Source organism: Mycobacterium sp. 852002-51613_SCH5001154, assembly GCF_001667425.1.
Lineage (GTDB): Bacteria > Actinomycetota > Actinomycetes > Mycobacteriales > Mycobacteriaceae > Mycobacterium.
The window spans coordinates 51,898-65,773 of sequence record NZ_LZII01000031.1 but is presented as its reverse complement, the minus strand read 5'-3'; the positions used below and the strand labels follow the sequence as shown (position 1 = coordinate 65,773).

Annotated in this window: 11 protein-coding genes and 1 tRNA gene; 11 read left to right on the top strand and 1 reads right to left on the bottom strand. The window is 67.1% G+C overall.

Annotated features, from left to right (window positions below; genetic code table 11):
- The first annotated feature begins 55 nt into the window (after window positions 1–55).
- Window positions 56–1,822: a GNAT family N-acetyltransferase gene (locus A5750_RS08045; RefSeq protein ID WP_067261932.1), complete on the top strand. Its 1,767-nt coding sequence runs from the start codon at window positions 56–58 to the stop codon at window positions 1,820–1,822.
- 191 nt (window positions 1,823–2,013) lie between these two features.
- On the opposite strand, the gene A5750_RS08040 is transcribed toward A5750_RS08045, so the two are convergent.
- A tRNA-Arg gene (locus tag A5750_RS08040) sits at window positions 2,014–2,086 on the bottom strand.
- 115 nt (window positions 2,087–2,201) lie between these two features.
- On the opposite strand from A5750_RS08040, the gene argS reads away from it, so the two are divergent.
- The 10 genes from argS (at window position 2,202) to A5750_RS07990 (ending at window position 13,865) form a co-directional block, all read left to right on the top strand.
- Window positions 2,202–3,854, top strand: a complete 1,653-nt coding sequence (gene argS, locus A5750_RS08035; RefSeq protein WP_067261929.1) for an arginine--tRNA ligase — start codon at window positions 2,202–2,204, stop codon at window positions 3,852–3,854.
- Complete coding sequence (gene lysA / locus A5750_RS08030) at window positions 3,851–5,269, top strand: diaminopimelate decarboxylase (RefSeq protein ID WP_067261926.1); 1,419 nt, start codon at window positions 3,851–3,853, stop codon at window positions 5,267–5,269. The genes argS and lysA overlap by 4 nt, the downstream gene beginning before the upstream one ends.
- Before the next feature lie 3 nt (window positions 5,270–5,272).
- Window positions 5,273–6,598, top strand: coding sequence for a homoserine dehydrogenase (locus A5750_RS08025; RefSeq protein ID WP_067261924.1), 1,326 nt, complete (start codon window positions 5,273–5,275; stop codon window positions 6,596–6,598).
- Window positions 6,595–7,677, top strand: a complete 1,083-nt coding sequence (gene thrC, locus A5750_RS08020) for a threonine synthase (RefSeq protein ID WP_066948479.1) — start codon at window positions 6,595–6,597, stop codon at window positions 7,675–7,677. The genes A5750_RS08025 and thrC overlap by 4 nt, the downstream gene beginning before the upstream one ends.
- Window positions 7,678–7,726: 49 nt before the next feature.
- On the top strand, window positions 7,727–8,662 hold the full coding sequence (gene thrB, locus A5750_RS08015; protein ID WP_066948537.1) for a homoserine kinase: 936 nt from the start codon (window positions 7,727–7,729) through the stop codon (window positions 8,660–8,662).
- A 267-nt stretch (window positions 8,663–8,929) separates the two neighbouring features.
- Window positions 8,930–10,762: a transcription termination factor Rho gene (gene rho / locus A5750_RS08010; protein WP_067261922.1), complete on the top strand. Its 1,833-nt coding sequence runs from the start codon at window positions 8,930–8,932 to the stop codon at window positions 10,760–10,762.
- 190 nt (window positions 10,763–10,952) lie between these two features.
- Window positions 10,953–11,189 carry a 50S ribosomal protein L31 gene (rpmE, locus tag A5750_RS08005; protein WP_066948533.1) on the top strand — a complete coding sequence of 79 codons (237 nt, stop codon included), beginning with the start codon at window positions 10,953–10,955 and terminating at the stop codon, window positions 11,187–11,189.
- A 102-nt stretch (window positions 11,190–11,291) separates the two neighbouring features.
- Window positions 11,292–12,365, top strand: a complete 1,074-nt coding sequence (gene prfA, locus A5750_RS08000; protein ID WP_066948472.1) for a peptide chain release factor 1 — start codon at window positions 11,292–11,294, stop codon at window positions 12,363–12,365.
- Window positions 12,362–13,213: a peptide chain release factor N(5)-glutamine methyltransferase gene (gene prmC, locus A5750_RS07995; protein WP_066948467.1), complete on the top strand. Its 852-nt coding sequence runs from the start codon at window positions 12,362–12,364 to the stop codon at window positions 13,211–13,213. The genes prfA and prmC overlap by 4 nt, the downstream gene beginning before the upstream one ends.
- Entirely contained in the window at window positions 13,206–13,865 is a 660-nt protein-coding gene (locus A5750_RS07990) for an L-threonylcarbamoyladenylate synthase (protein ID WP_066948462.1), read from the top strand. Before prmC ends, A5750_RS07990 begins: the two co-directional genes overlap by 8 nt.
- The last annotated feature ends 11 nt before the right edge of the window (window positions 13,866–13,876 follow it).

The window sequence follows — 13,876 nt, the reverse complement described above, 5'->3', positions numbered from 1 at the left end:
GGAGCCGACCGCGCAGACCGAGCACTCAGGCTAACCGGGGCGTTAGGGTACCGCCATGCGGCTGACCAACGTCGCGCACCTGCGGCTACCCTTTGGACGACTCTGGGGCTACGACGTGTCGGTGTCTGACCTCGGCCGGCAGCTCCCGGTGTCTTTCGACCAGCGCATACACGTTGGTGCGGGCGCACGACCCGGCTCCTGGATGGCTTTGTCCATTCGGTTGCCGGCGGGGGTCAGCCGCCAATCGTTGGCCGATGCGTGGCTGGCTGTGATCGCCCGCCACGGCACCCTACGGACGGCATTCACGCTCGGGGCGGACGGCGATCCGCAGCTGAATGAGATCGATATTCACCCAGGCAAGTGGGTAGAGCATGAGATCACTCCGGGCCAGGCGGTCAACGACGCACTGCGAGTAGTTCTCAATGCGACGTGCTCGCCCTATCAGCGACCCTCACATCGATTGTGTGTGCTGGAGACTGCCGCCGGATTGACGGTGGTGATCGCTGCCGACCACGCCCACGTGGACATGTGGTCAATGCTGGTGATTGCCCGAGACCTGTTGTCGATGCTCGCCGACGCGCGGATCGGACGTACGTCGTCGCTGCAGCCGCCGCCGGCATTTGTCGTGCACACGCAAGCACTGTTGGACCGTCCCGCGGCACCGGAACGCGTGCGCGCGCGATGGGCGCAAATCATCAGCGACAGCGGTGGGGTGATGCCACGGTTTCCGCTGCCGTTGGGTGAGTCCGGGCCGCATCCGGAACGCGTTGAAGTGCGTGATGTGTTCGATGTCGATGACGGCGCCGCGTTCGCGGCGCAGGCACGCGAGGACGGTGTCTCGACGCTGGCACTCGCTGTGGTCGCCATGACAGGGGTGACCCGCGAGTTGGCCGGGGCGCCGCTGCGCGCGGTCTTCCCCGTGCACAGCCGATTTGAAGACAAATGGCACGACTCGGTGGGCTGGTTCATCACCAATTCGGTCCTGGAGTCGGCGGTTGCCGAGCCGCACGCCGCGGCCGCCGCCGTCAAAGAAGCCGTGCAGCTTGGTTCCTGGCCACTGGCCGACGTTCTGGCTCCGTGGGGTGGAATGCCCATCGCGCCCGGAATGTTCGCCATTTCCTGGCTGGACCAAAGCAGACTTCCGGTGCGCATCGACTCGGTCGGACTCGACGCCCAGTATGTGAGCGCGAGCGTTGACACCGACGGCGTCATGCTCTGGTTCATCCAGGACGAGTCCGGGCTGCATCTGCGATGCCGCTACCCGGATACCGCGGAGGCACGAACCAACGTGGGGGCGTGGCTGGACCTGTTGGTGGCGCGCCTACAGGCACTGGCGCAGTCCTCGGTCCGAGGACTGCTGCGGGTAGCGGGCCGCACATATCGTGTGCAGCGCGCGACGCGCGAACACGTGGGGGTGATCGCCCAGCTGCTCTCCGACGACGAATTCGGTCAGGATCGCGAAGACGCCGAACTCGAACGCTACGAGGCGGCCTACGACATCGTCGTTCGCAACCGATCCAACTATCTCGGAGTCGTCCTGAACGGTTCCGATATGGTCGTCGCGACTGTGCAATTGACGATCATTCCCGGCCTTTCCCGCGGCGGCGCCACCCGGCTGCAGATCGAGGGATTACGGGTCGCCAAAGCCGAACGCGCACAGGGGCTTGGTACTGCGCTCATCGAGTGGGCACACAACTACGGCCGAGCGCACGGGGCACAGCTGGCGCAGGTGACCACAGACGAGGCTCGCGAAAGGGCTCGGGCGTTCTATCGCCGGCTCGGGTACCACGCCGCCCACGTCGGGCTGAAATGCACCATCTGAGTCCGGTTTATGCGCGGTGAACGTTTCAGCGTGCGTGATGGCGATTCCAGCCAAGGCGAGGACGACGCGCTTTTGCCGGCCGGAAAGACTTTGGGAACAGTGGTGGCATCCTCGTAACACTGAGGCCCGAAACGGCGTTTCATTAGCCGAGCTGACTAACGGAAACACCGTCTGACCTGCAACTATTTTTGTGCCCCCGGCAGGATTCGAACCTGCGGCCTTCTGCTCCGGAGGCAGACGCTCTATCCCCTGAGCTACGGGGGCGCTACGACTTCGGTGTTGCGCCATTGGGCCCCGCCAGACTAGCGCATGTCGGTAGCCGCTTTGCCACCGCAATGGATTCGGGGCGCGGGCACCTCAGCCAATAGGATGGACGCTCGTGACCCCCGCTGACCTCGCTGAGCTGCTCAAGACCACCGCCTCCGCGGTGCTGGTCGAGCGCGGGCTGGATGCTGCCGCGTTGCCGGCGACCGTCACCGTGGAGCGGCCCCGCAATCCCGAGCATGGCGACTACGCCAGCAACCTGGCGCTGCAGCTGGGCAAGCGGGTCGGCGCCAACCCGCGTGAACTTGCCGGATGGCTGGCCGAGGCATTGTCCGAGGCGGACGGTGTCGCCTCGGCGGAGGTGGCCGGTCCTGGCTTCATCAACCTGCGCCTCGAGGCCTCCGCGCAGGCCAAGATCGTCAACGCCGTCATCGACGCCGGCGACACCTTCGGCCACTCCGACGCGCAGGGCGGCCACAAGATCAACCTGGAATTCGTCTCGGCCAACCCCACCGGACCCATCCACATCGGCGGCACCCGCTGGGCCGCCGTCGGCGACGCCTTGGGGCGGCTGCTGGCCACCCAGGGCGCCGACGTCGAGCGCGAGTACTACTTCAACGACCACGGCGCCCAGATCGACCGGTTCGCCAGCTCGCTGATCGCCGCCGCCAAGGGCGAACCAACGCCCGAGGACGGCTATGCCGGCGCCTACATCAACGACATCGCCGCGCAGGTGCTGCTGAAGGCGCCCGACGCGCTGAGCCTGCCCGACGCCGACATGCGCGAGACGTTCCGCGCCATCGGCGTCGACCTGATGTTCACCCACATCAAAGAGTCGTTGCACGAGTTCGGGACCGACTTCGACGTCTACACCCACGAAGACTCGATGCACACCAGCGGCCGGGTCGACCAAGCCATCGCCCGGTTGCGCGGGACGGGCAACATCTACGAAAAGGACGGCGCAACCTGGTTGCGCACCAGCGCTTTTGGTGACGACAAGGACCGCGTCGTGATCAAGAGCGACGGTAAGCCCGCCTACATCGCCGGTGACATCGCCTACTACCTGGACAAGCGGCAGCGCGGCTTCGACTTGTGTATCTACATGCTCGGCGCCGACCACCACGGATACATCGCCCGGCTCAAGGCCGTTGCCGCCGCGTTCGGTGACGACCCGGCGACCGTCGAGGTCCTCATCGGGCAGATGGTGAACCTGGTCCGCGACGGCGCGCCGGTCCGGATGAGCAAGCGGGCCGGAACCGTTATCACGCTCGACGACCTGGTCGAGGCGATCGGCGTCGACGCGGCGCGCTACAGCCTAATCCGCTCGTCGGTCGACACCCCGATCGACATCGACCTGGCGCTGTGGTCGTCGGCGTCGAACGAAAACCCGGTCTACTACGTGCAATACGCGCATGCCCGGCTCTCGGCGCTGGCCCGCAACGCCGCCGAACTGGGCCTGGCCCCCGACACCGGCCATCTCGAGCTGCTCAGCCACGACAAAGAGGGCACCCTGCTGCGCAGCATCGGGGAATTCCCCCGTGTGCTGAAAACGGCTGCGTCCCTGCGGGAACCGCATCGGGTGTGCCGTTACTTGGAGGACCTGGCCGGCGACTACCACCGGTTCTACGACTCATGCCGGGTTCTGCCCCAGGGCGACGAACAACCCAGCGACCTGCACGTCGCGCGCCTGGCGCTGTGCGAGGCCGCCCGCCAGGTCATCGCCAACGGGCTGACGATCCTCGGCGTCACCGCTCCGGAGCGAATGTGAACGTACACCCCGCCGGTCCGCGGCACGCCGAAGAGACTCGGCCCCTCAATAGCCCGCCGCGACCGCAATCCCCCGACGAGCTGCTGCGGCTCGCGCCGAACGTGTGGCCGCGCAACATCGTTCGCGACGACGCGGGTGTGGCCGGCCTCGCTGGAATCCCGGTGACCCAACTCGCCCAGGAGTACGGCACCCCGCTGTTCGTCGTCGACGAGGACGACTTCCGTTCTCGGTGCCGCGAGCTGGCGACGGCCTTCGGCGGTGGGCACAACGTGTGCTACGCGGCCAAGGCCTTCCTGTGCAGCGAGATCGCGCGCTGGGTTGATGAGGAAGGCCTCTCGCTCGACGTGTCCACCGGCGGCGAGCTCGCGGTCGCGCTGCACGCCGATTTCCCGCCGGAGCGGATCACCTTCCACGGCAACAACAAATCCGTCGCGGAGCTGACCGCGGCGGTCAAAGTCGGTGTCGGGCACATCGTCCTGGACTCGATGACCGAAATCGAGCGCCTCGACGCCATCGCGGGGGAGGCCGGAGTCGTCCAGGACGTCTACGTGCGTCTCACCGTCGGGGTCGAGGCGCACACGCACGAGTTCATCTCCACGGCACACGAAGACCAGAAGTTCGGGCTGTCGGTGGCCAGCGGCGCAGCGATGGCCGCGGTGCGCCGGGTGTTCGCCACCGATCACCTGCGGTTGGTGGGCCTGCACAGCCACATCGGCTCCCAGATCTTTGACGTCGACGGTTTCGAGGTCGCCGCTCATCGCGTCATCGGGCTGCTGCAGCAAATCGTCGACGAATTCGGCGTCGACAAGACGGGGCAGATCTCGACCGTGGATCTCGGTGGGGGACTGGGGATTTCATACCTGGGCACCGACGACCCGCCACCGGTGGCGGAACTGGCGGCCAAGCTAACTGCCATCGTCGGCAACGAGTCGGCGGCCGTGGGGCTGCCCACCCCGAGGCTGGTGGTGGAGCCCGGACGTGCCATCGCCGGGCCCGGCACCATCACCCTGTACGAGGTGGGCACGGTCAAGGACGTCGACGTGAGCAGCTCGGCCCAACGCCGCTATGTCAGCGTCGACGGCGGGATGAGCGACAACATCCGCACCGCGCTCTATGACGCGCAGTACGACGCCCGGCTCGTCTCGCGCGACAGCGACGCACCGGCGACGCTGGCGCGGATCGTCGGAAAGCACTGCGAAACCGGCGATATCGTGGTGCGCGACGCGTGGGTGCCCGACGACCTTCGGCCCGGTGACCTGCTCGGGGTCGCGGCGACCGGCGCGTACTGCTATTCGCTGTCGAGCCGCTACAACATGATCTGCCGGCCGGCGGTGGTGGCGGTGCGCGCGGGGCGGTCCCGGCTGATCCTGCGCCGCGAGACGGTTGACGATCTACTGAGTCTGGAAGTGAGGTGAACTGTGCCCCGTGACGAAAAGCCTGTCGGCGTAGCGGTACTCGGGTTCGGCAACGTCGGAAGCGAAGTCGTCCGAATCATCGAGGACAGCGCCGATGACCTCGCGGCTCGGGTCGGCGCGCCCTTGGTGTTGCGCGGCGTCGGAGTGCGGCGGGTCGCCGCCGACCGCGGTGTCCCGATCGAGTTGCTCACCGACAACATCGAGGAACTCGTCTCCCGCGAGGACGTCGACATCGTCTTGGAGCTGATGGGGCCGGTGGAACCGGCCCGCAAGGCCATCCTGCGCGCGCTCGAGCACGGCAAATCGGTCGTGACGGCGAACAAGGCGCTGTTGGCCACCTCCACCGGGGAATTGGCGCAGGCCGCCGAAAACGCTCACGTCGACCTGTATTTCGAGGCGGCGGTCGCGGGTGCGATCCCGGTCATCCGCCCGCTCACCCAGTCGCTGGCGGGGGACACCGTGCTGCGGGTCGCCGGCATCGTCAACGGCACCACCAACTACATCCTGTCCGCCATGGACAGCACCGGCGCCGACTACCAAACCGCCCTGGCCGAGGCGAGCGCCCTGGGCTACGCCGAGGCCGATCCCACGGCCGACGTCGAAGGCTACGACGCCGCGGCCAAGGCCGCGATCCTGGCATCGATCGCCTTTCACACCCGGGTCACCGCCGACGACGTCTATCGCGAGGGCATCACCAAGATCACCCCGGCCGACTTCGCCTCCGCACGGTCTTTGGGCTGCACCATCAAGCTGCTGTCCATCTGCGAGCGCATCCCGGGTGACGATGGACAGGAACGGGTCTCGGCCCGCGTCTATCCGGCGCTCGTGCCGCTGTCGCACCCGTTGGCCACCGTCAGTGGGGCGTTCAACGCCGTGGTGGTCGAAGCCAAGGCGGCCGGCCGGCTGATGTTCTACGGTCAGGGCGCCGGTGGCGCACCCACCGCATCCGCGGTCACCGGTGACTTGGTGATGGCCGCCCGAAACCGGGTACTGGGCAGCCGCGGGCCGAAAGAGTCCAAATACGCCCAGCTTCCCATCGCCCCAATGGGTTTCATCAGCACCCGCTACTACGTCAGCATGAACGTCGCCGACAAGCCGGGCGTGTTGTCCACGGTGGCGGCCGAATTCGCCAAGCGCGAGGTGAGCATCGCCGAGGTCCGGCAGGAGGGGGTGTCCGACGAAGGCGGGCGGCGGGTGGGAGCCCGTGTCGTGGTGGTCACCCACAGCGCCACCGACGCCGCACTCTCCGAAACCGTCGATGCGCTGGCGGATTTGGACGTCGTGCAGGGCGTCACCAGTGTCCTGCGATTGGAAGAGACCGGTTCATGAGCGTCCCGCATACCGCCGTGCACCAACCGTGGCCCGGATTGATCGCGGCGTACCGCGACCGGCTGCCGGTGGGCGACGACTGGACCCCGGTCACCCTGCTCGAGGGCGGCACTCCGCTGATCGCCGCGACGCGTCTCTCGGAAAAGACCGGCTGCACGGTCCACCTCAAGGTCGAGGGCCTCAACCCGACCGGCTCGTTCAAGGACCGGGGCATGACCATGGCGGTCACCGACGCACTGGCGCGGGGCCAGCAGGCCGTGTTGTGCGCCTCGACCGGCAATACGTCGGCGTCGGCGGCGGCATACGCCGCTCGTGCCGGCATCACCTGCGCGGTGCTCATTCCGCAGGGCAAGATTGCGATGGGCAAGCTGGCTCAGGCGGTCATGCACGGCGCCAAGATCATCCAGATCGACGGCAACTTCGACGACTGCCTGGAATTGGCCCGCAAAATGGCCGCCGACTTCCCGACGATCGCGTTGGTCAACTCGGTCAACCCGGTCCGCATCGAGGGCCAGAAGACGGCGGCGTTCGAGATCGTCGACGCGCTTGGTGCCGCGCCGGATGTGCACGCTCTCCCGGTGGGCAACGCGGGCAACATCACCGCGTACTGGAAGGGCTACACCGAGTACCACCAGGACGGCGTGATCGACAAGCTGCCCCGGATGCTGGGCACCCAGGCTGCCGGCGCCGCACCACTGGTGCACGGCGCCCCGGTCAGCAACCCCGAGACGATCGCGACCGCGATACGCATCGGCGCGCCCGCCTCGTGGGCGGCCGCGGTCAACGCGCAGCAGCAGTCCAACGGGCGCTTCCTGGCCGCCACCGATGAGGAGATCCTGGCCGCGTACCACCTGGTGGCCGAAAGTGAAGGCGTCTTCGTCGAGCCCGCCTCGGCGGCCAGCATCGCGGGTCTGCTCAAGGCCGTCGATGACGGCTGGGTGGAGCGCGGGTCGACCGTGGTGTGCACGGTGACCGGCAACGGCCTCAAGGATCCCGACACCGCGCTGAGGGACATGCCGACCGTCTCCCCGCTACCCGTCGATCCGGTGCTCGTCGTCGAGAAGCTGGGGCTTGCATAGTGGCGATCGAAAGCGCGGCAGAGCCGATGGCGGTTTGTCGGTGAGCCAGATGCTGTCCGCCGGGCTGGTGGCGAGCGCCGTGGTGTCGGCGTCCAGTGCCAACCTCGGTCCCGGTTTTGACAGCATCGGTTTGGCGTTGAGCCTCTGCGACGAGATCGTCGTGGAGACAACGGATTCCGGCCTGGTCGTGCTGGTCGAAGGGGAGGGCGCCGAGCAGGTGCCGCGGGGCTCAGAACACCTGGTGGTGCGTGCCGTCGAATGCGGACTGCGGGCCGTCGGCGTCCAGGCCCCGGGCCTGGTGATCCGCTGCCGCAATGCCATTCCGCACTCCCGTGGCCTGGGCTCGTCCGCGGCGGCCGTGGTCGGCGGCCTGGCTGCGGCCAATGGCCTTGTGGCGCAGACGGATTCGGATCTGCTGAGCAATGCTCAGCTGATCCAGCTGTCCTCGGAGTTCGAGGGTCATCCCGACAACGCTGCGGCCGCCGTGCTGGGTGGTGCGGTGGTTTCCTGGATCGACAGCTCGGGCGACCGTCCCCGGTATTCGGCGGTGTCCGTGCGCCTGCACCCCGACATCCGTCTGTACTGCGCGATACCCCAAGAGCGCTCGTTGACCGCGGAGACCCGGGTGCTACTGCCCGCCCAGGTGAGCCACGAGGATGCCCGGTTCAACGTCAGCCGGGCCGCATTGCTGGTGGTAGCGCTGAGCGAACGCCCGGACATGCTCATGCCGGCCACCGAGGATGTGCTCCACCAGCCGCAGCGGGCTCCCGCAATGCCCGCCTCCGCGGAATATTTGCGACTGTTGCGGCGTCATAACGTGGCAGCGACACTTTCGGGGGCTGGTCCGGCACTGATTGCGCTGAGCACGGCGCCGGAGTTGCCAACGGAAGTGGTGGAGTACGGGGCCGCGAACGGATTTGCCCTTACTGAGATGACCGCCGGCGAAGGAGTTCGCTGGAGCCCGGGAGTCACAGTCCCCGGTTGATCCACAGCGTGGCCGGAGGGTTTGCTTGCTTCCAGGCAGGATGCGGGCTATCCTCGGACCCGTCCAGCAATCGCAGCATCTGCATCTGCATACATACTGCCTTGCCGCTAGGACAACACCAATTCTTCTCGTGGACGAGGTTCGCCGCTTACTCCGCCGATTAAGGCGATCACCGTTGCAGAGTCGATATTTGGGCGCACTCGGCGATTTGGCTGAATGCAACGAACCCCCCGTATGACGTGATCAACGGGGGAAGAAAGGAACTCCGTGACCGATACGGACCTGTTCACGGCTGACGCGAGCACCGACAGCAACGAGGTGCCGAGCGCTGTGACCCCAGACACACCCGATGTCAAAACCAAAGCCACGGTTGGCTCTCTGTCGACCATGGTGCTTCCCGAATTGCGCGCGCTGGCTAACGAGGTCGGCGTCAAGGGGACGTCGGGCATGCGCAAGAACGAACTCATCGCCGCCATAAAGGAAATCAGGGGACAGTCCAACGGGACATCCGCCCCCACCACCTCCGAGGACGGCGCCAAGTCCGAGGCCGCCAGTGCTGAAGCACCGGCTGGCGAGGACCACCAGAACGGTTCGACAACCGAGGCGCCCCGCCGCGAACGGCGCAGCGCCTCACGCGAGCCGGGATCAGCCCGCACCGGCGACGAAGCGGATGGCGAGCGCTCACGCAACCGCGAGGGCAATGCGACCGGCGAGGACCACGCCCGCCAGGGCGGCAAGCGCGACAACCAGCGCGAAGAGCGCGGCCAGGACTCGGGCAGCGAGCAAAGCGGTGATCAGCAGGGCTCGGGCGGCCAGCAGTCTCGCGGCGGCTCGAACCAGCAGGACGACGACGGCGACGGTCGTGGCGGCAGGCGTGGTCGCCGCTTCCGCGATCGCAGGCGGCGCGGCGAGCGGTCCGGCGAGGGCGGCGACACCGAACTCCGTGAGGACGACGTCGTGCAGCCGGTCGCCGGAATCCTTGACGTGCTCGACAATTACGCGTTCGTCCGCACCTCCGGTTACCTGGCCGGTCCGCACGACGTCTACGTGTCCATGAACATGGTGCGCAAGAACGGCCTGCGCCGCGGCGACGCGGTAACCGGCGCGGTTCGCGTGCCGAAGGACGGCGAACAGCCCAACCAGCGTCAGAAGTTCAACCCGCTGGTCCGCTTGGACAGCGTCAATGGCGGTCCGGTCGAAGACGCGAAGAAGCGACCCGATTTCAGCAAGCTGACGCCGCTCTACCCGAACCAGCGGCTTCGCCTGGAAACCACTCCCGACCGGCTGACCACCCGGGTCATCGACCTGATCATGCCGATCGGTAAGGGCCAGCGCGCCCTGATCGTGTCGCCGCCGAAGGCCGGTAAGACGACGATCCTGCAGGACATCGCCAACGCGATCACCAAGAACAACCCGGAATGCCACCTCATGGTCGTGCTCGTCGACGAGCGCCCAGAGGAGGTCACCGACATGACGCGCTCCGTCAAGGGCGAGGTCATCGCCTCGACCTTCGACCGGCCGCCCACGGACCACACGGCAGTCGCCGAGCTGGCCATCGAGCGCGCCAAGCGGCTCGTTGAGCAGGGCAAGGACGTCGTGGTGCTCCTCGACTCGATCACCCGCCTGGGCCGCGCGTACAACAACGCGTCACCCGCGTCGGGCCGGATCCTGTCCGGTGGTGTCGACTCCACCGCTCTGTATCCGCCGAAGCGGTTCCTGGGTGCCGCGCGAAACATCGAGGAAGGCGGGTCGCTGACGATCATCGCCACCGCGATGGTCGAGACCGGATCCACCGGTGACACAGTCATCTTCGAGGAGTTCAAGGGCACCGGTAACGCCGAGCTCAAACTGGACCGCAAGATCTCCGAACGACGGGTCTTCCCGGCGGTCGACGTGAACCCGTCCGGCACCCGTAAGGACGAGCTGTTGCTCTCGCCGGACGAGTTCGGCATCGTGCACAAGCTGCGCCGCGTGCTGTCGGGTCTGGACTCCCACCAGGCCATCGACCTGCTGATGTCGCAGTTGCGCAAGACGAAGACCAATTACGAGTTCCTGGTGCAGGTCTCCAAGACCACACCGGGATCGATGGACAACGACTAACCGAACCACGTTCCTCGGCGCGTCGTCACCGCGACATTTAAAGCACGTACGCGACACGCCGGCTGGCGCCGCCCTGGTTTAAGTTTCGAGGCAACCCAAGCGCCGGGAATGCCGACGGGTACCCCGTTGTTTTGGGAGAACAGCGGTTGACCCGGCATAATCGGTGCTCGACAAGATCGAAGAGGACAGCATGAAATCTGACATTCATCCCGCTTACGCGGAGACCACCGTGCACTGCGGGTGCGGAAACACGTTCCAGACCCGCAGCACCAAGCCCGGCGGCAACATCGTCGTGGAGGTGTGCTCGCAGTGCCACCCGTTCTATACCGGCAAGCAGAAGATTCTTGACAGCGGCGGCCGGGTGGCCCGCTTCGAGAAGCGTTACGGCAAGCGCAAAGGTGCCGCGGCGGACGACACCGACAAGTAGCTGCGTTGCCGACGCCCGAACTGTGCGAGAGAGCACAGGCCGGGCGTCGGTTTGCGTTTACGGCAAATGAGAACGCGGGGCTGAGCGGGCAGGAGGTGACAGGTGACGCAGCCGGTGCAGACCATTGATGTGCTGTTGGCCGAACACGCCGAGCTCGAGCAACGGCTGGCGGATCCCGACCTGCACAGCAATCCCGCCGAGGCGCGCAAAGCCGGCCGCCGGTTCGCCCGATTGGCCCCGATCGTCGCGACGCATCGCAAGTTGGAGGCGGCGCGCGGTGACCTGGAGGCGGCGCGCGAGCTGGCCGCCGACGACGAGTCGTTCGCCGATGAGGTGACCGAACTGGAATCACGGGTCGCTGAATTGGACACCCAACTGACCGACATGCTGGCGCCGCGCGACCCGCATGACGCCGACGACATCGTGCTAGAGGTCAAATCCGGCGAGGGCGGCGAGGAATCGGCTTTGTTCGCGGCGGACCTGGCCAGGATGTACATCCGCTATGCCGAGCGGCACGGCTGGAACGTGACCGTGCTGGACGAAACCACGTCGGACCTCGGTGGCTATAAGGACGCGACGCTGTCCATCGCCAGCAAGGGCGACTCGGCCGACGGAGTGTGGTCCCGCATGAAGTTCGAGGGTGGGGTGCACCGGGTGCAGCGCGTTCCCGTGACGGAATCGCAAGGCCGCGTACACACTTCGGCGGCGGGCGTATTGGTCTATCCCGAACCCGAGGAAGTGGGCGAGGTGCAGATCGACGAGTCGGATCTGCGCGTCGACGTGTACCGCTCGTCCGGCAAGGGCGGCCAGGGGGTGAACACCACCGACTCCGCGGTGCGAATCACGCACCTGCCCACCGGCATCGTGGTCACGTGTCAGAACGAACGCTCGCAGCTGCAGAACAAGACGCGTGCGTTGCAGGTGCTGGCCGCCCGCCTGCAGGCATTGGCCGAAGAGCAGGCACTGGCAGACGCATCGGCCGACCGGGCCAGCCAGATCCGGACCGTCGACCGCAGCGAACGCATTCGCACCTACAACTTCCCGGAGAACCGGATCACCGACCACCGAATCGGTTACAAGGCACACAATCTCGATCAAGTACTCGACGGCGACCTGGACGCGATGTTCGACGCGTTGGGAGCCGCCGACAGACAGTCCCGGTTGCAACAGGCATGAGTGTCTTGCGGCGTGCGATCGACTCCGCGGCGGCGACGCTCGCCGAAGCGGGAATCGACTCCGCCCGTTGGGATGCCGAGGAGCTGGCCGCGCACCTGACGGGCACCGAGCGCGGTCGGCTGGCCTTGCTCGAGTCGCCCGGCGACGACTTCTTCGGTCGTTACCGCGACGTCGTGGCCGCACGCTCCCGGCGGGTGCCCTTGCAGCATCTCACCGGCGCAGCCGCGTTCGGCCCGCTCATGCTGCACGTCGGGCCCGGCGTCTTCATCCCGCGCCCGGAAACCGAAGCCCTTTTGGCGTGGGTGACCGAACAGCGCCTCCCCACCCGGCCCGTCATCGTCGATCTGTGCACCGGTTCGGGCGCATTGGCGGTGGCGCTGGCCCAGCACCACCCCACGGCGCGGATCATCGGGATCGATGACTCCGGGACGGCCCTCGAGTACGCGCGCCGCAACGCGGCGGGCACCCCGGTCGAACTCCTGCAGGCCGACGTCACAGCCCGGGGACTGCTTTCCGAACTGGACGACGGAGTCGACTTGGTGGTGGCCAATCCGCCCTACGTTCCCGACGCCGCGGAGGTGGAACCCGAAGTCGCCCAACACGACCCACGCCATGCGGTGTTCGGCGGCCCGGACGGGATGGCGGTGATCGGCCCCATCGTCCGCCTGGCCGGGCGCTGGCTTCGCCCGGGCGGCATCTTTGCCGTCGAACATGACGACACGACGTCGCAGCCGACCGTCGAGTTAATTTGTGAGACGGGGCTTTTCGACGACGCCACCGCCCGCAATGACCTGGCCGGCCGGCCGAGATTCGTCACCGCCCGCAGAAAGGAGCGGGCGGATGACTGAAGTCTTTGACTGCGCCGATCCCGATCAACGTTCGCGCGGGATCGCCTCGGCGGCAGGGGCGCTGAAGGGTGGCCGATTGGTCGTCATGCCGACCGACACCGTCTACGGCATCGGCGCCGACGCTTTCAACAGCGCCGCGGTGGCCGCCCTGCTGTCGGCGAAGGGGCGGGGACGCGACATGCCGGTCGGCGTGCTGGTCGGCTCGTGGCACACCATCGAGGGTCTCGTCTACACCATGCCGGACGGGGCCCGCGACCTGATCCGCGCGTTCTGGCCGGGGGCGCTGAGCCTGGTGGTGACGCAGGCGCCGTCGCTGCAGTGGGACCTCGGCGACGCACGCGGCACCGTGATGCTGCGGATGCCGCTGCACCCGGTCGCCATCGAGCTGTTGCGCGAAGTCGGGCCCATGGCGGTGTCCAGCGCGAACGTGTCCGGCCGTCCGCCCGCGGTGGATGCCGACGAGGCCCGTGATCAACTCGGCGATCTCGTCGACGTTTATCTCGACGCGGGGACGGCTGAGCAGCAGGCCGCTTCCACGATCGTCGACCTCACCGGTTCCGCCCCGCGGATCCTGCGGCCCGGCCCGGTGAGCGCCGAACGGATCGCGGAAGTGCTCGGGTTAGACCTCGAAAGCCTGACCGCCCAGGCCTAGCCCGAGCGGTT